This window comes from Nostoc flagelliforme FACHB-838, assembly GCF_014698065.1.
GTDB classification, from domain to species: Bacteria; Cyanobacteriota; Cyanobacteriia; order Cyanobacteriales; family Nostocaceae; genus Nostoc; species Nostoc flagelliforme_B.
Genome location: NZ_JACJSI010000103.1, coordinates 1 through 22,192, shown reverse-complemented (window position 1 = coordinate 22,192; position 22,192 = coordinate 1). Strand labels below are relative to the sequence as shown.

General features: G+C 41.3%; 20 protein-coding genes and 6 pseudogenes. 12 read left to right on the top strand and 14 right to left on the bottom strand.

From position 1 onward, the window contains the following. The 3 genes and pseudogenes from H6G97_RS53020 to H6G97_RS29860 all read left to right on the top strand — a co-directional run. Nucleotides 1–564 (top strand): annotated as a pseudogene (locus H6G97_RS53020) (hypothetical protein); the annotation flags it as partial. Further along, nucleotides 512–1,051: a hypothetical protein gene (locus tag H6G97_RS53015; protein WP_242055398.1), complete on the top strand. Its 540-nt coding sequence runs from the start codon at nt 512–514 to the stop codon at nt 1,049–1,051. The pseudogene H6G97_RS53020 and the gene H6G97_RS53015, both read left to right, overlap by 53 nt. Nucleotides 1,052–1,435: 384 nt before the next feature. Then, on the top strand, nt 1,436–1,633 hold the full coding sequence (locus H6G97_RS29860) for an NblA/ycf18 family protein (protein ID WP_190944143.1): 198 nt from the start codon (nt 1,436–1,438) through the stop codon (nt 1,631–1,633). Between the two features lie 270 nt (nt 1,634–1,903). Here the strand turns inward: H6G97_RS29860 and H6G97_RS29855 are convergent, their stop codons facing one another. Together H6G97_RS29855 and H6G97_RS29850 are read right to left on the bottom strand one after the other, a co-directional pair. Then, nucleotides 1,904–2,137, bottom strand: a complete 234-nt coding sequence (locus H6G97_RS29855) for an EF-hand domain-containing protein (RefSeq protein WP_190944142.1) — start codon at nt 2,135–2,137, stop codon at nt 1,904–1,906. Nucleotides 2,138–2,354: 217 nt separating this feature from the next. Next, nucleotides 2,355–2,975, bottom strand: coding sequence for a DUF1392 family protein (locus H6G97_RS29850; RefSeq protein ID WP_338421864.1), 621 nt, complete (start codon nt 2,973–2,975; stop codon nt 2,355–2,357). Between the two features lie 18 nt (nt 2,976–2,993). Between H6G97_RS29850 and H6G97_RS29845 the strand changes: the two genes are divergently transcribed. The 4 genes and pseudogenes from H6G97_RS29845 (at nt 2,994) to H6G97_RS56115 (ending at nt 5,143) form a co-directional block, all read left to right on the top strand. Beyond that, nucleotides 2,994–3,314: a hypothetical protein gene (locus H6G97_RS29845; protein ID WP_190944141.1), complete on the top strand. Its 321-nt coding sequence runs from the start codon at nt 2,994–2,996 to the stop codon at nt 3,312–3,314. 57 nt (nt 3,315–3,371) lie between these two features. Next, nucleotides 3,372–3,500: a hypothetical protein gene (locus H6G97_RS54925; RefSeq protein WP_277883353.1), complete on the top strand. Its 129-nt coding sequence runs from the start codon at nt 3,372–3,374 to the stop codon at nt 3,498–3,500. Nucleotides 3,501–3,775: 275 nt separating this feature from the next. Then, nucleotides 3,776–4,756, top strand: a pseudogene (locus tag H6G97_RS29840) (serine hydrolase domain-containing protein); the annotation flags it as partial. After that, the gene (locus tag H6G97_RS56115) at nt 4,748–5,143 is read left to right on the top strand and encodes a DUF3471 domain-containing protein (RefSeq protein ID WP_422394228.1); all 396 of its coding nucleotides are present in this window, start codon (nt 4,748–4,750) and stop codon (nt 5,141–5,143) included. The pseudogene H6G97_RS29840 and the gene H6G97_RS56115, both read left to right, overlap by 9 nt. A 173-nt stretch (nt 5,144–5,316) precedes the next feature. On the opposite strand, the gene H6G97_RS29835 is transcribed toward H6G97_RS56115, so the two are convergent. Beyond that, nucleotides 5,317–5,484 (bottom strand): hypothetical protein, encoded by a 168-nt coding sequence (locus H6G97_RS29835; protein WP_190944139.1) that lies wholly within the window; start codon nt 5,482–5,484, stop codon nt 5,317–5,319. A gap of 131 nt (nt 5,485–5,615) precedes the next feature. On the opposite strand from H6G97_RS29835, the gene H6G97_RS29830 reads away from it, so the two are divergent. After that, the gene (locus H6G97_RS29830; RefSeq protein WP_242055396.1) at nt 5,616–6,125 is read left to right on the top strand and encodes an SAM-dependent methyltransferase; all 510 of its coding nucleotides are present in this window, start codon (nt 5,616–5,618) and stop codon (nt 6,123–6,125) included. Here H6G97_RS29830 and H6G97_RS29825 read toward each other — a convergent pair. Next, nucleotides 6,072–6,272 (bottom strand): annotated as a pseudogene (locus H6G97_RS29825) (IS982 family transposase); the annotation flags it as partial. The gene H6G97_RS29830 and the pseudogene H6G97_RS29825 overlap by 54 nt on opposite strands. Nucleotides 6,273–6,454: 182 nt before the next feature. Between H6G97_RS29825 and H6G97_RS29820 the strand changes: the two are divergent. From H6G97_RS29820 to H6G97_RS29805, 4 genes and pseudogenes are all read left to right on the top strand, one after another. Further along, a complete protein-coding gene (locus tag H6G97_RS29820; protein WP_190944138.1) occupies nt 6,455–6,922 on the top strand; it encodes a GNAT family N-acetyltransferase in 468 nt (155 codons plus the stop codon). 420 nt (nt 6,923–7,342) lie between these two features. Beyond that, nucleotides 7,343–7,672, top strand: a complete 330-nt coding sequence (locus tag H6G97_RS53005; protein ID WP_242055392.1) for a hypothetical protein — start codon at nt 7,343–7,345, stop codon at nt 7,670–7,672. Nucleotides 7,673–8,108: 436 nt separating this feature from the next. Then, entirely contained in the window at nt 8,109–8,753 is a 645-nt protein-coding gene (locus tag H6G97_RS29810) for an NADP-dependent oxidoreductase (RefSeq protein WP_338421863.1), read from the top strand. A 109-nt stretch (nt 8,754–8,862) separates the two neighbouring features. Next, nucleotides 8,863–9,172 (top strand): annotated as a pseudogene (locus tag H6G97_RS29805) (IS701 family transposase); the annotation flags it as partial. 128 nt (nt 9,173–9,300) lie between these two features. Here H6G97_RS29805 and H6G97_RS54920 read toward each other — a convergent pair. From H6G97_RS54920 to H6G97_RS29750, 10 genes and pseudogenes are all read right to left on the bottom strand, one after another. Continuing rightward, nucleotides 9,301–10,893, bottom strand: a complete 1,593-nt coding sequence (locus tag H6G97_RS54920) for a thioesterase domain-containing protein (RefSeq protein WP_190944137.1) — start codon at nt 10,891–10,893, stop codon at nt 9,301–9,303. Continuing rightward, on the bottom strand, nt 10,811–12,715 hold the full coding sequence (locus tag H6G97_RS29795) for a condensation domain-containing protein (protein WP_190944136.1): 1,905 nt from the start codon (nt 12,713–12,715) through the stop codon (nt 10,811–10,813). Before H6G97_RS29795 ends, H6G97_RS54920 begins: the two co-directional genes overlap by 83 nt. Nucleotides 12,716–12,841: 126 nt before the next feature. After that, the gene (locus H6G97_RS29790; RefSeq protein WP_190944135.1) at nt 12,842–14,869 is read right to left on the bottom strand and encodes a polyketide synthase dehydratase domain-containing protein; all 2,028 of its coding nucleotides are present in this window, start codon (nt 14,867–14,869) and stop codon (nt 12,842–12,844) included. After that, a pseudogene (locus H6G97_RS52990) lies at nt 14,761–16,296 on the bottom strand (acyltransferase domain-containing protein). Before H6G97_RS52990 ends, H6G97_RS29790 begins: the two are co-directional and overlap by 109 nt. A gap of 28 nt (nt 16,297–16,324) precedes the next feature. Then, on the bottom strand, nt 16,325–17,680 hold the full coding sequence (locus tag H6G97_RS29775) for a type I polyketide synthase (protein WP_190944132.1): 1,356 nt from the start codon (nt 17,678–17,680) through the stop codon (nt 16,325–16,327). A gap of 597 nt (nt 17,681–18,277) precedes the next feature. Next, on the bottom strand, nt 18,278–19,258 hold the full coding sequence (locus tag H6G97_RS29770) for a vanadium-dependent haloperoxidase (RefSeq protein WP_190944131.1): 981 nt from the start codon (nt 19,256–19,258) through the stop codon (nt 18,278–18,280). Nucleotides 19,259–19,333: 75 nt separating this feature from the next. Further along, a complete protein-coding gene (locus H6G97_RS29765) occupies nt 19,334–19,915 on the bottom strand; it encodes a CARDB domain-containing protein (protein ID WP_190944130.1) in 582 nt (193 codons plus the stop codon). Between the two features lie 268 nt (nt 19,916–20,183). After that, the gene (locus H6G97_RS29760) at nt 20,184–20,873 is read right to left on the bottom strand and encodes a calcium-binding protein (protein WP_190944129.1); all 690 of its coding nucleotides are present in this window, start codon (nt 20,871–20,873) and stop codon (nt 20,184–20,186) included. A 36-nt stretch (nt 20,874–20,909) separates the two neighbouring features. Next, a pseudogene (locus tag H6G97_RS56110) lies at nt 20,910–21,071 on the bottom strand (hypothetical protein); the annotation flags it as partial. 473 nt (nt 21,072–21,544) lie between these two features. Continuing rightward, complete coding sequence (locus H6G97_RS29750; protein WP_190944128.1) at nt 21,545–22,021, bottom strand: hypothetical protein; 477 nt, start codon at nt 22,019–22,021, stop codon at nt 21,545–21,547. Nucleotides 22,022–22,192 lie beyond the last annotated feature (171 nt).

Below are 22,192 nucleotides of genomic sequence, written 5' to 3'. Positions count from 1 at the left end.
TTTCAGTTCCTCTTCGCTCTCGGCGATCGCAATTTTAAATGGGCGGCTCATGGTTGGGTTAACTTACCAAGTTTGCTTCTCCCATTATATGCAGCTTCATTTTTAATTGGTATTAGTCCCCAAATTGATAAATTGTTAAAAGCAGGTTTGTTAATACAGTCAAGCAGACAAGGTGCTGAATTTCATCCGTTACTCACGGAAATTGCTACTCGTCATGCTGTACAAACCGGACAGTTTGAAATCCTGGTGATAGCAGTAGAAGAGAAGCTACCAATACGTACTCACTGGAACAGAGATTCTCGGATTTTCTCTAGTCTGCGCCAGTGTATCAGAGAAATCCGCATTGGTATTTATCGTCAAGACCTTAATTTTATTAATCAGCAAATAGAAGATTACCAAAAGTACAGTGATAGCGAAGAAAAAATAGTAATAGAAAATATCTTTGAGCAGATATACAATAATCCATTTGATGCAGATTGGTTTAAGACCCTTCCACTTGGATTATATGAAAGTGGCATATCTAAGTATCCTCTTCAATTCCGCCTTAAAATTATCTGCTTGTGAAGATGCGTTGACGCTGCTAGAAGAAAAATGCTCTGACAGTGAAAAACATTGCTCAGATTATCTACACCTGATTTTGACAGAACAACTGTTGTTACAGGGTTGTACCCAAGAAGCACAAGAAAATCTGGAGCGTGTATCAAATGAATATCAAAATAACGCCGGCGTTTTTTGGGGTTGGTTAAGTTTTCTGCGGGGTGAAAATGAACAAGCCATAAAATATTATACAGATGCCCTGAAAGCGATCAAAAAGGCTACAGGCAAACGGCAAATATATTTCAATACAATTGGGGGCTTATTTTTTATCCTCGCATTGTTAAAAGATGGTTCAGTGCAACGCCTCAAAGAAGCAGAAGAGTATACCAGTTTGATGTCCCGTCAAGGGGATCATTGGCTCAGGTTCACTTATGGCAGACTGAACATGGTATTGCAAGTTCAGCTTGGCGATATTACCCAAAGGAATAATTGTATCGCCCATCTCTTCTTTTGAGCGATGGCGCTGTTTCGCCCGCTCTCTTGCGAGCGCCAGCCGCAAGCAGAAGCTAAAAATGCTTTTAAAAACCTCAAACTAGGAAAATTGAGAACTTAGGTTTTTACTTGGGTTGCCACAATGGAGTGATAAGCTGTTAAGCATTTAATTTGCACATTGAGATCGCAGGGAGCAGGGAGCAGGGGAGAGGGTTTGCAGCTTTATATCACCATAAAAATGGTGCAATTTAAATGACGATTAGCTTATCAAGGTTTTTAGCAGCAGATACGGCATTCTAACCTACGTCAGTACGGTTTACTCCCCTTTGGTTCTTGTAAAGTTATCGTAATATATATTCATATAAAGCAATATTTGCCCCAAATAAAAGAGTAGGTAATAAAAGCGATGAATCAACCCATTGAATTATCTTTAGAACAAGAATTTAGCCTTAGAACTTTCTCTGATCAAGTGAAGCAGATGTCGCGTGAACAAGCTCAAGAGTTTTTGCAGATGCTGTATAAGCAGATGATGATAAGGGAAAAGACTTACCAGGAATTGCTCAAACATCAGTGGGAAGTTGGTTCAGGTTCAATCTTGGGTTAAAACAAACTTGCTCCCGTCAACTGTAGAAAGAGCCAACACTGGTAAGCCCAAGCTGCATTTTCAGCATCAACCCCTTGCAACCTTGAATAGCAGCACTTTCTAGCTGGGTGAGTGTTTAGGGAATGTCAAAGGATATTATGTCAATTACTTGTGTGGTCATCTCTTTTGTGCTAGCGAGTCACCAATGACCATGAAAATTGCAAATCCCTCAAAACGTGGGCGCTTAGAGGGATTTTGGGTATTGATATTTGGTATTGGGTTTTTTGACAGCTAGGTTAAATTATCTGCTTTCTTAACGGCTTCCTTTAACTCTTCAAAGGTAATACTACCGTCTTCGTCTGAATCATAATTTACTAGCAATTCCTGGGGAGTACTGATATTTGTTTCTGATGAAATGATTGTACTTAAGCCAGGACTTAAAAAAAGATCATTAATGGAGATTTTGCCGTCTTGATCGGTATCTAATTTATTAAAAAGAGATTGAAGCTCTTGCTCGGTTGCCATAAGTTTCTATCTGAAGAATCGTTTTTCAATTTAATATCTCATTAATCTCTCAAAATTAAATAAACTTGTATCCAAAGACGTAGAAACGGGTATCGCTGGGGCTTAGATCAGGTGTAAGCTGTGATACAGGGTATAGAGTTGGGACATGAAAATCAATCGGCACGGTCGAGCCAAAGTTCTCACTCAATACCAGATACAGCTAATTTTCAGTCATGTCTTAGACAATGACCGCGATCGCTATACCTGCCCCACGACCGCCGCCAAAATTTACCATTCTTTCTTGATTCTCTTCCGTTTTTTTATGGATGAGGCAAAAGGGCAAGGACATGGTGGATTGCGATGGCGCTTTGTTTGGTGTCTGCCTGTTTAGCCCTTGACAAATTATGAATGCTGCACCCTGCTGACTCAAGATATGTACCGTAAGTTTAGTGCTTGGAACAACAAACTTTGAGTTCCAAGCTGATTCTACACTAACATTGACTAAACCAGCATCAGCAAGCCATATTGTTCTGCTTTGGGCAGACACTTGTTCTAAAATTGGAGAGCGCCACTCTACCCCATAAAGCCAATTATCTTTGAGACTAAAAATTCCTTGAATAATACGGCGTGTCGGCTGTTCACCGAAATCAACTTCAACTATGTCCTCCAATTTAAAAGCTGGAGTAGAAACAATGGACTTTTCTAGTACATCAGTTCTATGAAATTCTTGTTCACCTAAGTAAAGAGTTTCACTCTGGCAAATAATTGCATAAATCCATTGCTGTCTTTCCCACTGAACACCACAGCAGTAGCCTGACAAATCTGAGATTGACAACAAAACTTTTTCTAATATTTTCACTGCTAGGCTTATGTGGAAATGTCTCTACCAGATGGAACTCAGGCGGATAAATTTGCAGCCATCCGGCGTTGGGGCATCGGTTTAGAGATTGCTAATTTGAGGGATATACAGATAGACGTGTATAAAAGTGCCCAGATCCCAATTACTGCTGTGCAGGCATATCAAATGCACGATTTTCATCCGCTTCATCGGAATGCAGAACATCGTCATCAAGCCAAAATTCATGTAGAACATACCTTGGAGTTAGCCGCTCAACTGAATGCCCCTAGAATTGTGACAGTCTGCGGCTTTGGGCATGACCGAATGGCACTAAGAAAAGCGGAAACCCTTATCAATTAAGCAGTTTGTAATTGTTTACGTAATTCATGCCGGGGTTTGGTCATCAAGGGGTAAATTTTGGGGCGACGTTTACGAACTCGTGGTTCACTACGACCTGGGGTTCTGGAACACCCCTATGAGCAATCTGCTAATATTGGCATTAATACTGCCTATGAAGATGCGTTAGTTGCCCCAATTGGTGGTTAAATTCCAGTTCGTCCGCAACCATAAATTTTTTGTGCCAATACATATCTTACTGATCTCTTTAATGATTATCAACACATATTTGTAATTAATGAAACAGGCAGGGAGTGTAGCAACTAAAGTCAGCTAGAGCGATGTTTTGTATCATAATACTAACCAAAATGTAGAGGGTATCGATGCACGAATCTGTTGAGCAGCGCATTGAAAATGTCATCAATAATCTTTTACCAGCAACGGCACAAGAAGGGAAATTTGGTTAACCGAAAACTTTATCCGAGCGGTTAGCGCATTATCAAATACCAGGCGTTAGTATTGCTGTAATTAATGATTTTGAAATCGAATGGGTGCGTGGATTTGGTGTATGTGAAACCCAAACAAATCGTCAAGTTACACCAGACAGGTTATTTCAAGCAGCCTCCATCAGCAAACCTGTCTTCGCTTTAGCAGTTATGCGTCTAGCACAATCCGGCCACTTGGATATTGATGAAGATGTCAATATTTATCTAAATTCATGGCGTGTGCCAAAGAGCGGCGACTGGCAACCCCGGATAACGCTACGCCAGTTATTGAGTCATACTGCTGGCTTGACGATACATGGCTTTCCTGGCTATCCCAACTCAGCCCCATTGCCAACGCTCGTTCAAGTTCTTAATGGGGAACTGCCTGCTAATACCGAAAAAATAGAGGTGAATATCATTCCTGGCTTGCATTTTCGTTATTCTGGTGGCGGAATGACAGTTGCTCAACAGGTGTTGGTTGATTTACTCGGTCAACCTTTTCCAGAAATTATGCACGAATTAGTGCTTGAGCCTTTGGGGATGATAAATAGCACTTATCAACAGCCACTATTAAATGATTGGTTAACTAAAACTGCAACTGCACATTCGTGTTCTGGTATCTCAGTTGAAGGTAAACATTACGTTTATCCGGAAATGGCAGCCGCAGGTTTATGGACAACTCCATCAGATTTGGCCAAACTTGCAGTTGAAGTGATGCGAGTATTGCATGGTTTCCCTCACGCTATATGGAATAAACAGACACTAGAAGAAATGTTGCGTCCTCAACAGCCAGAGCAAATACAAGGCACTAATGATCAATTTATCGGATTAGGGAATGGGTTATTTGTCGGATTAGGATTCTTTGCAGGTGGTGGTATTGGTGATGGTTTCTACTTTTTTCATAGTGGTCATAATGAAGGATTTGGCTCACTAATGCGTGTTTACTCTCAGATTGGAAAAGGTGCTATCGTCATGGTCAATTCCAATCGACTCGAACTGATCCCAGAAGTAATGAGAGCGCTTGCACTTGAGTATGATTGGCCTGATGCCTTTGCAAAAGAAAAAGCAATTCTTCCTTTGGTACAAGCTAATAGATATTGTGGATTGTACTCAACTAAGGTAGGGTTGCAGTTTCAAATAATAACTCACGACAGAAATCTGTTTGTACAATGTCAGCAGCAACCACCATTACAGTTCTTTCCCACCTCAGAGTTAGAGTTTTTTGCTAAAGCTGTAAATACCAATATTTGTTTTGAACAGGATGAGACTGGCAACGTTACGGCTATGATTTTAAACCAAACAGGTGTCACAAGTTTAAGACAACAAGCCAATCAACATATCAGAGCAGAGAAACAAAAAGGAGAATAAACTTGTAAGTTTTTCATTTTTAATTGTGTTCAAGACTAGAGTGTTTGAAGCTGTTTTTCAATTGCATCATACGCCACCTTCAGATAATTTTTGGATTGAATGGTACGTGTAACTTTTGTGGCTAAAGCAGCATTTTCGGGATTTTATAACAGTTCACAGAACTTCTTAGCCACTCATCCGGCGGAATATTGCTCACAGAGAATTGTTTGGGAAGAACCCAAGTTTTCAACAGCTGTATTGTCCGGCTGGTCATGATTGTACAGAACAATCAAGGCTGGACGTATCTTGTATGTAGCAATATCAACTAATGGCATTGTTTTGTTAACGGCTGGATTATTCAAAAATGCAAATCGTTAAGTTTAGTATAGAGTTACAAATTGCAATACTATCAATATTGTTTACTAGACTGCACACAAACAAAGGTGAGACCATTGAGCTGCTACTGCAACCATAATTGCTAAAACTTCAAGTAATGAATGATCTGCCTGAAATTAAAGATGAAGTTTGCCGCACAGCATTAGTAATGGCAACTAAACGTGCAATAGAAGCTGACAGGTCAGACCACCTGTTTGACGACCCTTTGGCTGCACAGTTAGCCGGAGAGAGAGGACAAGCTTGGCGTGAGAAATGGGAACACGAAGATAGTGACAACCCCCTTGGTAATACGCTTCGTGTCCAGTTTGTTGCAGTTCGTACTCGTTTTTTTGATGACTTCATCTTGTCTGTGTTGCCCGAAGCTAAACAGTTAGTCTTTCTAGGAGTCGGGTTAGACACAAGAGCATTTCGTCTGTCCTTCCCACCACAGACTCGTTTGTACGAATTAGATTTACCAGAATTAATCCAGTACAGAGAAGCAATCTTACAAGATAAACCTGCCAAGTGCCATCGTCAGGCGATCGCTGCTGACTTAACGCAACCTTGGTCACATGAAAGTCTTATATCCACTGCCATGAAATGCGATGACTATTGTCATCACTTCTGATAAATGCATTCGGGAAGTGCTGCGCCGTTCTCCCGTTGTCGATGGTAATTGTGGTACTTGCTGCCAGAGATTTTCCCATTGCTGACAGAAATCATCTACATCGCAGAAAATTTGTGTAATGTCCAGGCGAGATACAATTGTAGACATAGCCGAGACCCTCATTTTTGTTAGATATTCTTAGTCTCGGCATTTTTTTGTGACTTTTTTGCTGATTCTCAATCAATTGTAGCGATCGCACTTCGTCTATCCAGTTAAGCAAATCCTTATCTACCGAGCTTTTTGAGCTTTTCTATCCGTCGAACTCACGTTACATTACACTGCACAAGCTCATGCTAATCCGTTCTGCTACGCCAGATGATGTACCCGCAGTTCTGCCAATGGTGGCCAAGATTTGTGCTTTACACGAGTCTTGGGATAATGCTAAGTACGGTTTTCTACCGCATCCAGAACAGCGTTATGAAAAATGGTTAACGCGAATGGCGCAAAACGAGCGCAGCGTATTTTTAGTAGCAGAAGATGATCGGCAGCTTGTAGCATTTCTCATCTCAGCAGTAGAGCAAGAGATCCCAATTTATCGCTTGCGGGAATATGCGTTTATTTACGATCTGTGGGTAGAGCCAGAATACCGTCAAAAAGGTATTGCCCGACAGATAGTAATGCTGTGTGTAGAGCGTTTTGAGCAAATGGGAATCAAACAAATTAGATTAGATACGGCAGTAGTGAATGAAAACGCTCGAAAGTTGTTTGCATCCTGTGGTTTTCGGTTCAGTAATATCGAAATGCTCCGAGAAATTTAAGTATTTGCTGTCAAAAGTGCGTTCGTCCTACAGCCCTTCTCCTAAAGGAGACGCTGTTCGCGTTCGGGCATCTTACGGCAGGCATTGGCGCAGCCATCGCCGAGGGGCTTGCGATCGCACTTTTAAATTTGACTAATTAGGTATCCGCCGAGATATGGATGCCGTTGGCGAATTCCCCAATGGTATCAAATATGTGCAAAATGGGACACGTTCTTTTAAAGTAGCCTTGCCAAAAACGGTGTCGGGAATGGCTCTGTCGTTAGCTTCTGGCTGGCGGCCTTTCAAATAAATGAAGCCTGTTCGCGGGATTGAAAATGAGTAGCCATGCTTATGGCAATCTCGTTCAGCGATCGCTATCAACTGCACAGGTAAGTAGAACAGGGTTATTCTGCTTCTCTACAAGACGCTACGCGAACGTTGTTGGTTGAAAAATCAGTTTCGAGTGTAGAAGTCAAAGCAGATCATGAGGGTGTTCGCGCAGCGTCTCGTAGAGAAGCTTCCGCCGCGCCTGTCATCAACGCTGAAAAATGGTCGCATAAGGCGATTGTTGCGCGGTCAAATATGCGACCTGTAAGAAGGGAAAAACTGAATCGAGCGGCGAATTCGGGCGACAATCCAGGTTTTAACTTCTTGCAAGAGTGCTGGAATGATGACCCTGCTTTGCAGATTGTGATTAAAAAGGTGCTAGTTAAGTTTCCGCAGTGGGGAATTGCGATTGTGGATGGGGTATTGATTAAACCGGAGGGGTAGCAGATCAGCTAATTTGAAGTATGTCAAATTATTAACAATACTTGTAATAAGTATTGAAGAACCATATTTTTTAATTTATTAATACTTGTAACATTGCTTGGTACAGTCCTAATTCTGATTTGATAAATGGGCATCTAATCAAAGTGCTTTCATTAAAGATGTGTTCTATGAAACTTCCTCATTGACTCAATGCTGATCACATCAACAAATAAGGGTGAGCTATGGTAATCCGTAAAACTTTCACCATATTAATGGTTTGTGCTTTATCAACACTAAGCTTTTCCCAAAGTCTAGAAAGGCTCAACCCATAAATGCAGGCACTGGTTCCGCCGCGTCCATACCAAATCCTGAAAAATGGTCACATGAGAGACCTAGGAAAACCCAAGAAAGTCTGTATTGACTTTGACCAACTCTCAGTCACACTCAACAGAAACTTATGACTAGAGCGATAAATCGGCAGTTTCTATTAGCTGCTCGTCCCGTTGGTGACATTAAAGAAAGCGATTTTGAGTACCGAGAAGAGCCAATCCCCAGCCCAAAAGATGATGAGGTGCTGGTACGTACTATATATCTGTCACTAGATCCTACCAATCGGATCTGGATGAGCGATATGGAGCAATATATGCCTCCTGTTGAAATTGGGGAAGTTATGCGTGGCGGGATTATAGGTGTAGTTGAAGAGTCCAAAAATCCCAACTTTAAACAGGGGGATTTAGTATCAGGGATGCTAGGCTGGCAAGATTACGCGATCGCCCTTGGAAACAGTGGCTTTTCGCTGACGCGATTACCTAATCCTCTACCTTGTCCACTCAACGCATTTACCGGCCCACTGGGAGCTACTGGTTTTACAGCTTATTTTGGGTTATTAGATATAGGACAACCAAAAGTTGGAGAAACTGTGGTCGTTTCAGCCGCATCTGGGGCAGTTGGTTCCATTGTTGGACAAATTGCCAAGATTAAGGGTTGTCGGGTAGTTGGTATAACTGGCAGTGATGAAAAGTGCCGTTGGCTTACAGAAGAACTTGGCTTTGATGCAGCAATTAACTATAAAACTGGAGATTTAGAAAAAGCATTAGCTTAAGCTTGTCCCAATGGAATCGATGTGTATTTTGACAATGTTGGCGGAATAATCCTTGATGCCGTCCTAACCAAAATTAATCTGCACGCCCGCCTGCCTTTATGCAGTTTAATCTTGGTATGTCATGAGTAACTATCCAGACCTTACACCAAGAGATGTGGGAAACTTTTATGGTTTAAGAACTTGGGTTGAATATGGCTTGAAGCAAAGTAAAAATTAATTAGGTCCTTGCAGATTATCGGCTGACTCACTATGCGGATATTGAACGCTGGTGGGAGATTGTTTGTAGTAGCTATTTAATGGTTAGCCTCCACTCTGAACAAATGCAGTCTTCTGTGCCAAAATCTCCATCAAAATTTGCTGATCATCCTTGGTGGGATGATGGAAAGGGGTGGAAAAACATTCTTAACATTAGAAAGCTAAAACCGTTATTTCATAAGCCTTGCAGCCTTTCACCGATTCATGCAGCTTCACAATAATTTGGTATTAACTGAACCGTATTGAGGGAAATTCTTCTGGCTGTAAGTCTTGGAACTTAGGGATAGCAGGACTAATTACCAATAACATTTTGGACAAAAAATTTCAACTTTTCTGTCAAAACCTCTACCTGGGGTTTAGCAAACATAGTAAAATGATTACCAGGAACGCGACAGACAATTATAGGTTTTTGAGTAAACTTGTTCCAACCTAATGTCTCATCGCTAGAATATTGCGGATCGAAAATCGATTCAACACTAGCACGAATTAAAGTAACTTGCTCTGGGTAGGTCGATGGTACGTAATCAGCCATTGCTCGCATATTGGCAGAAAATACCTTTACCAAGCGTAGCATCTGCTCAAACTCCATATCTGGAGATATCAAATTTGCTTGTTTAGCCTCTTCTAAAACCAAATGTAATTGCTTCTCTGGTTCGAACTGTCGCAGAGCCTCTTCAAATTCCGTCAGGCTATTTGCTCCACCACCAAGGTCTCTTAGAAACCAAGTTAACAGCCTTGCGTCATCAAATTTTGGTGTATGAACGGGTGCTAGAGAGTCGATTAAAGCTAGCAATGCCACTTCTTGTCCTTGTTGTTGTATCTGGTATGCCATTTCAAATGCCACTACTCCTCCCATTGACCAACCGCCAAGTAAATAAGGCCCATTCGGTTGAATTTCTTGTATAGCTGCAATATAATGAGCAGCCATTTGTGGAATTGTGGAAAAAGGTTCTTTTTCGCCAGTCAAACCAACTGCTTGCAGTCCATAAAAGGGTTGCTCAGTACCTAGACACTGAGACAAATCCATATAGCAAAGAATATTTCCACCTACGGGATGCACGCAAAAGAAAGGTAATTTATTAGCAATCCCCGCTTGTAGATTGACTAAGGGACTCTGGGGTAACTGAATATTAATACTACCTAAAACACTTGCTAAATTTTCGATGGTGGAACTTTGCAGAAGCGCCGACAGGGGAAGTTCCCGCCCGTAAAGTTTTTGGATTTGAGACATCAAACGAACTGCTAGCAGAGAATTACCTCCGAGTTCAAAAAAGTTGTCAGTTACGCCGATGGGGTGAATATTTAACAGGTTTTCCCAAATTTGCACCAGTTGTAATTCTAAGGTAGTGCGGGGTGAAACGGAAGCTTTTTCCCCTCGGTCAATACGTTTTTGGTCGGGCGTGGGAAGCGCTTTGCGATCCACTTTACCATTGAGTGTGAGAGGCAAAGAATTTAGGATCGTGAAACTAGAAGGTATCATGTAATCGGGTAGTTTTTTACTCAAAAAACTACGCAATTTACCAGTCAATGTGCCATGTATAACTTTCAAAATACCTTGCATTTCCAACAGGTATTCGATGCTTCGTTGGAGCAGAATTTGTCCGCTAGGTGTAAGTGCAAATTGCAACCCAGCTTTCTCCCACTGACGCCAAGCGACTCGCGCCTCCAGACGTATTTCGTTATTGCTTCCTGGTAGCTGGAAGTACAAGCTCACCAATTGACCACGTTGTAAAGATTCTGGCACTCCGATCACGCAAGTACCACATCTAGAAATATCCTCTGTAGTTAATTCTACTATGTGGTTATCGCCAAAGTCTGCTCGACACGTAGTGATACCAAAGACGTTCCTTGGGCAACGAAGGATTAATCGGTAGATAGGCGGCACCGGATTGCAGAGATCCTAATACTCCTACTACTTGTTCCCAACCTTTTTCCATGACTACTGCCACCAAAACATTGGGACGTGCCCCCAATTGTCGCAGCCATCGACCTACTTGATTCGAGCGGGTATACAATTCACTATAGGAAAGAATGCGATCGCTAGAAATTACTGCCAGAGATTCTAAACGCTTTGACACTTGATTGGCAAACAATGTGTGTAGCATTCCTTGAGGTACAGATGCTTGAGTGGCGTTTACCTCTATTCTTTGTGCTAATTGGCTGGGCGGTAACATTTGGAAAGATGTTTGTTGCCAAGCTGATTCTTCTAGAGCTAGACGAGATAGCAGAGATTGGTAAGCATTAAACATATCATCCAAAAGACCTTCAGGAAACAGTTCTTCCACTGCATCCCAAAAGAGAACGCAAGCCCCATCATTTTCCATTACTGAATGATCTAGCCAAACTTGGGGAGTTTGAATGCAAGCAAAAATCGGATCGGCTACTCTGCCTTGGGTAAAAGTTTCTTTGTCTCGTGCATCAAGACTACTAGCAAATACTACTGGGGCTGCCGCTCTTGAAGTTCCCCCTCGCTGTCGGTTTAGTTCTCGTAATACTTGTACCCCACTGATATGACTGTGTTCAAAGTCATTCCAAATCTGATTTTGTAATCGCTTTGCTCTGGCTGCAAAGGTATCGGGAAGCGAATTATTTACCTCTAGTAATAGAGTTGAGCTAAAACATCCTATTAGGTTGTTAACTTGCGGATGCAAGGACAGACGATTGGTATACAAAAGATTCAAAATGAAATGGGAATTTCGACTCCAATTACTTAATACTTCGGCATAGCTGGCGCATAATATACCTGATGGTGTCAAACCTAATCGACGAGCCTTGTCTTTGAGTTTTTGCCAGATATCAGCATTGATTTTAGCAGTGCGTCGGACAAATTTTGGATGGGATACAGTACCAGGACTTTTTACTAAAGGTAATTCTGGTGCTGGTGGTAAAGTCTCTAGGCGGTTCCACCAATATTGTTGAGAACGCTTATAGAGATCGGAATTTTGTAAATTATTTAATGTGTGAATATAATCCCGATAAGAAATTTCCAAATCAGGTAGATATGTATTGACATCTTGGTATAAAAGAGGCAGTTCTCGACAAAGAAGTTTTAAACTGCCACCATCAAAAACTAAAAGACTAAGGCTGATATGAAATCGGATACAACGCTCATTAACTTGGTAAGCCACAACTTCAAATAACGGACAATTATTAGTTTTTGAAGCATCTTGAGACATTCTCGCTCTTGTTTCTGCCAAAGTTGAGGTTACTATTTGCGGGTCTTTTCCACGTAAGTCGATAACTTCAATATCATAGTTGGGAATTCGTTCCAGAATCTGTTGCTGACCATCTGGCAATATGATTGCCCTCATCATTTCATGGCGAACAATGAATCTTTCTACAGCGAGATTAAGCTTAGTAATATCTAGTTCGGCAAATTCAAACTCTACATATAAATGGGGTGATAAATTGCCTAACTCGAAAGAATCGTTTTGACCAAGCCAATATGCCTGCTGCATATCACTTAGAGGGAATGGCTGATAACGTCCTTCGGGATTTGGTACTATTTCTGGCAGACGAGAAAGTGCTGATTGTTGATTTTGCTGTTGTAATAATGTAACAATTTCTGTCTTGTTCTCAGAAATTTTGGCGCGTAATGTTGGTGTGAATGCACCTTTAGGTGCTCGATATAGCAAATTATTATTATCAACCCATACTTCGATACCTTGTTGAGAAAGTTCAACCAAAATTTGCGATATAGTCGTCATAATGTTACCTGTTGATTCTTAATAGAACTTAGTACTCACGTACTGTACAAATTAACCATCATGTATGTAAAGGGAATTTGGACGTCGTAGCCTTCAGAGTGGGACGTTTTGCCTGTCTCCGAAATTTTAAGTCTGTGAGATAGGATTGGGCCTTTCAAGATGATTAATGGAAATACGTCGTTTCACTGCTAGACTCTTGGATTTTCTGCTCATATTTTGGTTATTTTGAGAGCTAAAACCCATCTCTAGTAGCAGCGATCGCCACTGATAGCTGGAAAGTAAAGGATAAGTAGGACGTAAATCTGTATCGGCAAACTTCCACCAACCTTCAGTTAAGCCAAAAATCAAATCAAACATCCGAGATTTTGCGGTTGCTTCCAACAACACCAACATCCCCTCTGGTGCCAAAATTTGCTGAATATGCGCTAATGTCCGTCGTAAATCACTGGTGGCATGGATTACGTTCGCTGCCAAAACCAGATCAAACTCTTGGGGTGCAAATCCTTGTGCTAAAGGTTCCCGTTCAATATTTAACAACTGATATTGAACAAAGGGATAATCGCGGAATTTTTGTTGTGCCTTAGCTGTGAAGAGATAGGATACATCAGTGAAAACATATTCTACCCGGTCAGATGGTAACTTGGACAATATATAAGCAGTTGTCCCTCCTGTTTCAGCCCCTATTTCCAAAATACGAACTTTGCGATTTGCTGGCAAGTTAGAAAGTGCTATGGCGATCGCTTCCTGTACCAGGGTATTATTCAATCGAGCTGAAGGTGATTCTTGATACAACCTTTCGGTAGTAGAAAATGTCCCCTCAGCAAACAACAATTCCACAACATTGCATTCACCGCGTAACACTTGTGCCAAACGTTCGCCACATCGCTGTAGCAATATTAACTCAGCATCAGCTTTGGGGTATTGTTTTAACAAAGCTTCTGGCGACTGCACCTGTAAATTCAACTCTTCGGGCAACTGACAAACTTCCCAACATTCGTTGACTTTGTTCAACATCCCCTCTTCCTGTAATATCTCTAGCATTCTGCCTAATAATCGGTGATGCTGCGGAATTACACCGTACTTATGAGCTAAATTTATTACAGAAAGTTGTTGATGCCGTAAAAACTTACAGCCTAGTTGCTCGAAAGCCCGCAGAATGTAAACAATACTTAAAGTATCTAAACGAGTTAGCAACTCTTCATAATTCTGTAAATCAAACCGATCAATTAATTGAATGATTTGTGGTTGTATGCGATCGCTGATTTCTGCTGGCTGTAGTATGTAATCGGCTGCAAGGCTAGTAATATTGATCTGGGTATCAAGCTGCACACGTTGAAAACGTATCCCTTTAATTTCGGCAAAGATTAACCCTGTTTCATCTAGCAACACAACATCACCCTCAAAGGCATTTAAGTCACCATTGTTATTGGGATGCAGGTGGGCATAGCTGAAAAGCTGAGTTGGTGGTTGACACCAGATACGCATACTACCTACTCTCACCGGAACACATCTAGCCATTCCTTGAGTATCTAAATTCTTTGATAGTAAAGTAGCATAAAATACCTGTAAACAAGTATCCAAAAGTGCTGGGTGGATGCGGTAAGCCTTCGCTTCTGCTAACAGTGTGGGTGCGAGTCTAACTTTAGCAAGAGCCTCTCCTTCGTACTGCCATAATTCCTCAATGCCCTGAAGCAGGGAATCATACTTCACACCCAATGATTCCAAGTTGTGATAAAACTCAGCAACAGAAATTTTATTTGTGCAACGAGTTAGGACTTCATTTATTGAGATAGCTGTAACGGGGACACCTGAAGATGTTTGAATTTTGCCATTAATATGCAATATCCACTCTGTGGGTTGGTCATTAGTTGCAGTTTGCAAGCTAAATATCTGAAAAGTAATTTCTCCTGATGCTTCCGAAGAAAGAACCGTTTGCACTGTTTTACTAATATCTGCTGACAAAGACAGCTTTTTTAAAAAAGCGACTTCTAACAAGCTATAAGAATCAAGTTTCAAAGCTTCATTGACAGCCGCATTAGCCATTTCTAAATAAGCTGCGATTGGTAGTACAACTTCTCCTTCCACTTGCTGTTCAGCAAGGTAAGGCAGTTTATCAGTATTAAGCTGGGATTCAAATATTTGCAATGCCGCCAAATATTGTGTACCCAGTAAAGGATGAACAGCACCTGTGTATGTCTGCTTGAGATGATTTTCTTTCTGGTTAAACTCGCACCAATATCGTTGTCGTTCAAAGGGATATGTTGGTAGAGGGATGCGGCAACGTAAATAATCTTGGTCAAATCCAATCCTGCCCAATCAATATTCACACCTTTAATATATAACTCGCCTAAACTGTTTAGCAGTATTTGCCAGTCGTCTTGCTCTTTTTTTAAAGAAGGCAACCAAGTTATATTTTCTGATGTTAAGCAACGCTTGCCCATGTTGATGAGAGTGGGATCAGAACCGATTTCTATAAACAAGTCGTAACCTTGTGCCGCTAAAGCTTGAATTCCTGATGCAAATTGCACAGATGAACGCAGGTGACTATTCCAGTAACTCAAGCCCAGCATCTCTCCTGGTTGAAGAATCTCACCCGTTAAGTTAGATGCTAGTGGAAGTCTTAAGGGTGCAAACTGAACTTGACAAAGCTTTTGCTCAAATTTGTCAAGGATGGGATTCATCAAAGACGAGTGGAAAGCGTGGGAGACATTTCAAACTTGCACAGTGATTTGCTGTGCTTGCAACTGTGCGATCGCTGTTTCAATTGATTCTTTGACTCCAGAAATGACAATATTTGTAGCTCCGTTGACTGCTGCAATACATACATTTTCTCTATAGGGTGCGATCGCTGTTTCCACCGTAGCGACATCAGCAAAAATAGCTGCCATCATTCCATTTTCGGGCAAAGATTGCATGAGGCGCGATCGCTCGGCAATCAGTTTTAGCCCATCCTCTAAACTAAATACTCCTGCAATGCAAGCCGCAACGTATTCACCGAGGCTATGACCAATAACTGCATCTGGGATGATTCCCAAAGACAACCATAGTTGTGCTAAAGCATACTCTAGAGCAAATAGTACAGGTTGAGTGTAAATTGTTTGATTTAACAGTTCTGCTGTATTATCTGCTGGGTAAAGTACAGATAGTAAAGATATATCTAAATAAGGACGTAGTAATTGGTCACATTGCTCTAAAGTTTTACGAAAACTCGGTTGTGTTTGATACAACTGACGAGCCATGCCAATATACTGAGAACCTTGTCCGGTGAATAAAAAGACAATTTTATGGGGTTTTTGGCTTTGTAATTGTCCAGTAAATACACCGTAAATATCCCCTTGTCCATCGACAAAAGCTTGTAGTTGCTTCCTAAGTTCATCAGTAGATGCAGCAACAAAACTTGCGCGGTGGGCAAAATGTGATCGCCCAGTATTTGCACTAAAGCAAATATCAGTCAGCGATGCACCTTGAGAAGTGATTACTTGATAATTATCTGCCACCCGATTCAGGGCATTTTTACTTTTTGCGGATAAAGTCAGTATGTGTAGGGGACGCTCAACTTCATTGACAGTATTTGCCAGCATGGGTGCTTCTTCAAGAACAACATGAGCATTAACCCCTCCAACCCCACCCAAAGGAACTTACACCAGCCCGTCGCGGGAAAATTTCTCCTGACTCTGTCTTTAACTGCTTCCATTGTTGGGTTTCGCAGACAAGATAGAATGGGCTTTTCTTGAACTCAATACGTGGATTTAACTGCTGAAAATTAACAATCTTGGGCAATTCTTGATTCTTCATTGCCAAGAGTACTTTAATCACCCCAGCAATTCCTGCTGCTGCTTCTAAATGTCCAATATTGGTCTTAACTGTTCCTAGTCCACAATAGGGTTTATCAACTGAGGATAAATCATACTGTTGATGTAATTGTTTAAATGCTCGTTTGAGACCATTAATTTCTATTGGATCACCCAAAGGTGTACCTGTACCATGAGCCTCAATGTAGGAAATCGTATTGGGGGCGACATTTGCTTTTGTATAGGCGGAGCAAAGTACTTGTGATTGAGCATAAACATTAGGAGATGTCAGAGTTTTTGCTCTTCCACCATGATTTACAGCACTACCTCTAATCACTCCATAAATATGGTCTTTATCTTCGATGGCTTTAGCTAAAGGTTTTAACAGAATTACTCCTGCTCCTTCTCCACGCACATAGCCATCAGCCTCACTGTCAAAAGTTTTACACTGCCCTTGTGGAGACAACATCCCCAGTTTACTCATTTGAATGTATCTCGTCGGTGTACAAAAAATACTAACTCCACCTACGAGTGCTGTCTTACATTCCTGTTCCTTGAGAGCATTGATAGCTTGATGAATCGCTACTAGCGAACTAGAACACGCTGTGTCTACAGGAATACTAGGACCACGAAAATTTAAGAAGTAAGAAATACGATTGGGAATTATGGAAGTCCAAGTTCCTGTCCCAGTATGTCCGTCAGTGTCTTTTTGATACCCATTTTGCAAAATATCGTAGTCATAGTTACACACTCCGATAAAAACACCAACAGAACTTCCGGACAGTTGAGATGGTGCATATCCAGCATCTTCGATACAAGACCAACTTAATTCCAGCATTAACCTCTGCTGAGGATCCATTCGTTGTGCTTCTCGAGGAGAGATGCTGAAAAATTGTGCATCAAATTGGTCTATCCCTTCAATAAACCCACCCCATTTACTAATGCTTTTATGAGGTTCTTCAGGTTTGGTAGAATAAAACTTATCAATATCCCATCTTTCTGAGGGAATTTCCGTGATACTGTTAATGCCTTGTTGAAGATTACTCCAAAATTGATGATAATTGTTTGCGCCTGGAAATCGACAAGCTATACCAATAATGGCAATTAAATCATTAGGCATGGCTGAAGAATCTTGAATATTTTCGGAAATATCTTCTGGAACTTTACTTGGCATAATATTCTCGATGTATTAATGATTGAGCTTATAGCTATCCAAAGGTTTTGGTCATCTATGCTATATCCACGTAATCTTGCCATCAAATCAGGAAGATTATCTTTCAACTGATTAGATTTACTCTTGTTTTGTATGTCGCCTTGAGCAAAGCTTTGTTTACTTTACTGTTGACCATCGTACTAATTACAGCGCTTCCGGCTATTATGCAATATAGTTTTCTCCTTGCCCCTCTCCTATCATCGCTTTCAGCTTTTAGGATGTACCTCATAGCTGCCGGAAGTGCTGTAAGCTAGTTGATAATAGTAAACCTAATACAATTTTCCTTTTACTTTTCCTGATAATCCTTTGTCAATTTGAAAATGCTTTTATCATTAACAATATACAGAGGTAGTAAAAGTTGATTGATTAGCGAGAGTATCCACTTTCGGCGGATCTACTTTTTTAGATAACTATGTAGTAGGGTTTTTGAAGTACCAGAATTATGTTTCTTCCAAAAGTGGATGCTTCCTGATTAGTGATTAGCTTTTACACAGTGGACTGTCAGACAATTTTGGATTTTGAATCTTCAATCCAAAATCTAAAATTCTGTGAGTATATTTAAACCGGATTCAAAAAGTTATTAAACACGAAACTGGCGACATTCCTACCTACTTGCAGCCCGTCTATGGTGGCCGCTTCAATATGGACACCACCAAAAAGTCGGCTATCTGCATCCTCTTGGGCTGCCTGTGAAAAGCTGCCGTAATAGCGAGCAACGCCAGGTAATTCTTGTGAAGGAATGTCAAAACTGATGTCGTCCCTGCCGTAGAAAAGTTTCAGAATTTCGGCTGATGCACCACCGAACACAGAATGTCCAGATATGTAATCAGGGAATCGTGGGGTATCTAGCAGTGGCTCCCAGCTAGGATCGGCAGTCGTATTTGGATTATTGTCTTGATCGGCATTGCGGATTGCAGTAATTGGGCGCAATTGCTCATAGACATACTTTGCATCCCACGCAACAATACCCGCATCAGCTTGGGCAATGTTCAGCAGCGCAAATAAACGGGCATTCTCCTCCAGAGTATTATTTTGAGCCAATGCTACTTCTTGCGCGAGTTCGTTCAACTGACCTGGTGGTCTGAAAGTATCGCCGCGATCGTAAGCCCAAAATTGGGCAATTTCCGTCTGATCTGCGGTACGAACAGTGCTGTTTTCAGCGCCAAGCGCCTTAACTTGATTAAAATTTCTCGTATACCGAGGGCTACCATACTCAGGGAAAGTATCCGGACGGAACAGAATAACACTGTCTATACCAAAGGGAGTTACTAGACCCCACTGGGGCAATAATGCTTTTTTCTCCATATCATTATTTGTTGTTTCACCATCGCTGAAAGTTGGCTTCCAATCCCCAAAGCCAGTTCCCGGCGTGTATGGTCCTTGTGCAGTACTTGAACCATCATTTTTTCGGTTATTCAGTATTTGCTGGGCAACCTTGTTTCCGATCGCAATGCCCTTGTCCTCAGCCTTACCATTCGGGATTGCTGCAAAAGACCTTTGTCGCTGTTCATCGAACGTAATTTTTTGTTTTGGGAACAAATTGACCAGCGTTCGATAGGCTGCTTCAACTGCCGCAGCTTCTTTTAATGCCCCGGTAGCTTCGCTTCCGATGGGCTAATGTTCGCTAAATAAGATTGCGTTGACAGCATCATAAACTGCCGCCTGAACGATCGCCTGATTGCGTGCCGCCAGTGGAGGTGCTGTTCCCGATGCTTGTATGGCATTTAAAAGAATTGAATTCCATTGGATTACAACGTCACCTCCAGTAATTAACTGGCTGGCTACATTGTTGGCTGTATTACTTTCAGTAACGTTATTACCTGGTATTACCTGTCCAATCAAATAGTAGAGCCCTGGAGAGACAACACTTGCAGTCCGAAACTCAGATCCAGCAAAATCCACAGTAAATGTTTTAGATTGACCAGGCGCTAAATTAAGCGTTTGATTATTCAAACCGCCCAAAAGCTCATCTTTCCCCCTGAGTAAATCGCTTGCACCCCTTGATTGTTCGAGTGTGTTTAGAGAATTGATGTCAAGAACTTTATCGGTTGATGCATATAGATTGAGGTTTACAGGCCCGTTAAACTGTGTATCACCTTGATTCTTAACAACAATTTTCAGTTTTCCCTGTTCATCAGGAAAGATTGTCGGATTTTCAAGAATTTCCGCAAACTGAATAACAATATCTGAAGCCATAAAGCTTTTGTTCCTTTTTTTGCAAGTAGGAATAAGATACTTTTCCTGGTTTTTGCTTTTAAAGGGCTACTAAAAAATAAATCATCCAATCTTAATTTGTAGGGTTCATTAATCAAGTAATGCACAATTTTGATCTAATCTGTCACAGTGCATTAGCCAGAGATATAACGCACCCTACAAGTTGGATATTTCTTTAATTGAAGTCCTTTAGGCGTGCAGTAACGCTTAGATAATACTTTGATTCAACACCCTGAGCCTAAACTTTTAATCAAACAAAAACGAATTGCTGGCTATTGGAAAGACTTAGATTGGAGAGCGAAATTCCTTCAACAATACCAATGAGTTCAGGCACAACTTGGCCTGGGGTAAAAAATATTCCCGTACCAGATATCGAGCTAACAGGAGATGCACCCAGTAAATACTGACTTGCTGAACCTGCTAGCTGGATTTTATCTACACCACGGGTAACACCGTCGTTAATGAAACCAAAATCTTTAATCAGAGCGTAGTCTTGAGTACCATTGAGGTTAATATTGCCACTATCGTATAAAACTACATCAAAGATAACAGTATCCTTCCCATTTACATCCCTAGCATTTGCTTTTTCAAGTCCCAGGACAAATGTATCATTATTTTTCCCACCAATTAAGGTATCTTTTTCGCTAAAGCCAAATCCTTGTTGCAGTTGACCAAAGAACTGTGTATCCGTACCAATCAATACATCATTACCAACACCGCCATTAAGGGAGTCGTTACCCTGGTCACCAACTAATAAATCTTTGTCATCATCACCATAAAGTATGTCGTTACCTCGACCACCATTAATTTGATCGCTGCCTGCCCCACCTTCTATATAGTCATTGCCATCACCACCATCGATTAAGTCTTTACCGTCTTGACCATAGAGTTTACCGTTTCCATCACCACCAAAAATGGTGTCATTGCCACTTGGAATCAAGTCTGAATTTCCACTGGCACTATAGTCCCCAAAGATAATATCCTTAGCACCACCACCCTCGATGAAGTCGTTGCCACTTCCTCCACTAATGAGGTCATCTCCATCACCACCATCGATTTTATCATCGGCACCTAAACCAGTTATGAATTCATCCCCTTTAGCGCCATTGAGTGTATCCGCATTGGGCGTGCCTTTTATTTCATTATCATTGTCATTTAAACTGCTAGGTGGGAAGACATCCCCAGACCTTTACTTTACGAATCAGCTCTAAATCGCCAGTTTTAATAAAATGTACTGTTATTAACCTCATTTTGGTAGTACCCCTTGGGGTAATCCCCAGAGCAAACACATCTAAATATCAACAAGCCTGGATAAAAGTGAAATTCACCAATACCCCTCTCAGATATTCCCAAACGTCATTTTGATTCGAGTTTTGCATTCGTCTATGGCAACCTGTGGAGTGACGCGATGAATACATGAATCTGGGATTCGATTGCTGCTATCTCTTCGTCTCGTGACAAATAGGGGATTCCTGAAAAAAGGGGGGACTGTCTTGCTGCTGTTCAGAGTCTGGGACTTGGGGTCTTTCTGAGTACTCAGGGACTTTTGGTAGTCCATCTAAATCTGCTTTTAATTGCTGTCTTAGCTTTGTGTCTAATGGCAACACCACTTCACTTAGATTGCTGAAAAAGTGTGCCTGACAACGTTGTTGTGGTGCATCTGGCCAACTTGAACTCATTGCCGAAATGATTGATTTTTCCCCATCTGACAAAGTTGCCAGCACAATGTAGCGGCAACTTCTGATATGGTTGCAGCCACTCAATTAACCGTTGTGTTTGTGCCTGGGGTAACTGGATTCCACTGACTGGTGTACCACTTAATACCTCATACAACACGTAGAGTAAGGTTCCATGACCTTCAGGCTGTAACGCATCAATCGCCCAAATCAAGCCACCATGTTCAACTGCTGTGGCAGCTAATTTCGCCTGTGTATGTGCAATTGTTCCACCCAATAATGCCAGAAATTGACGGTATAATTTACCTACATTACTCTCGTTAATTTCAACACCCCGCTGGTTTAAAGATCGTTGAACTTCTACCAATTGTTGATGCTCATGTTCATGTTGCCAACCAATAAATGCCAGCACGTCTAGCCCGTATGTACTGTAAGGTAAGCTATATAATAGTTAGCCAGTAGCGTAGTAACGGTCGGTTCGCTCATTTCACAAACAGAATAGCCAAATAACAGCCTGAAAGTGTAGTCTGCAAAGGTGTTCACTAATAATTGAGGCGGCTAGATAACAGTTGCAAAACACTAC

Bases quoted from the DNA above. Each gene is read 5' to 3' on its own strand.
- H6G97_RS56115 (WP_422394228.1), top strand. From the start codon at position 4,748: ATGGTCAATTCCAATCGACTCGAACTGATCCCAGAAGTAATGAGAGCG.
- H6G97_RS29810 (WP_338421863.1), top strand. From the start codon at position 8,109: ATGACTAGAGCGATAAATCGGCAGTTTCTATTAGCTGCTCGTCCCGTT.
- H6G97_RS29820 (WP_190944138.1), top strand. From the start codon at position 6,455: ATGCTAATCCGTTCTGCTACGCCAGATGATGTACCCGCAGTTCTGCCA.
- H6G97_RS29855 (WP_190944142.1), bottom strand. From the start codon at position 2,137: ATGGCAACCGAGCAAGAGCTTCAATCTCTTTTTAATAAATTAGATACC.
- H6G97_RS29795 (WP_190944136.1), bottom strand. From the start codon at position 12,715: ATGACGACTATATCGCAAATTTTGGTTGAACTTTCTCAACAAGGTATC.
- H6G97_RS29775 (WP_190944132.1), bottom strand. From the start codon at position 17,680: ATGCCAAGTAAAGTTCCAGAAGATATTTCCGAAAATATTCAAGATTCT.
- H6G97_RS29845 (WP_190944141.1), top strand. From the start codon at position 2,994: ATGTCTCTACCAGATGGAACTCAGGCGGATAAATTTGCAGCCATCCGG.
- H6G97_RS29830 (WP_242055396.1), top strand. From the start codon at position 5,616: ATGAATGATCTGCCTGAAATTAAAGATGAAGTTTGCCGCACAGCATTA.
- H6G97_RS29860 (WP_190944143.1), top strand. From the start codon at position 1,436: ATGAATCAACCCATTGAATTATCTTTAGAACAAGAATTTAGCCTTAGA.
- H6G97_RS29765 (WP_190944130.1), bottom strand. From the start codon at position 19,915: ATGGCTTCAGATATTGTTATTCAGTTTGCGGAAATTCTTGAAAATCCG.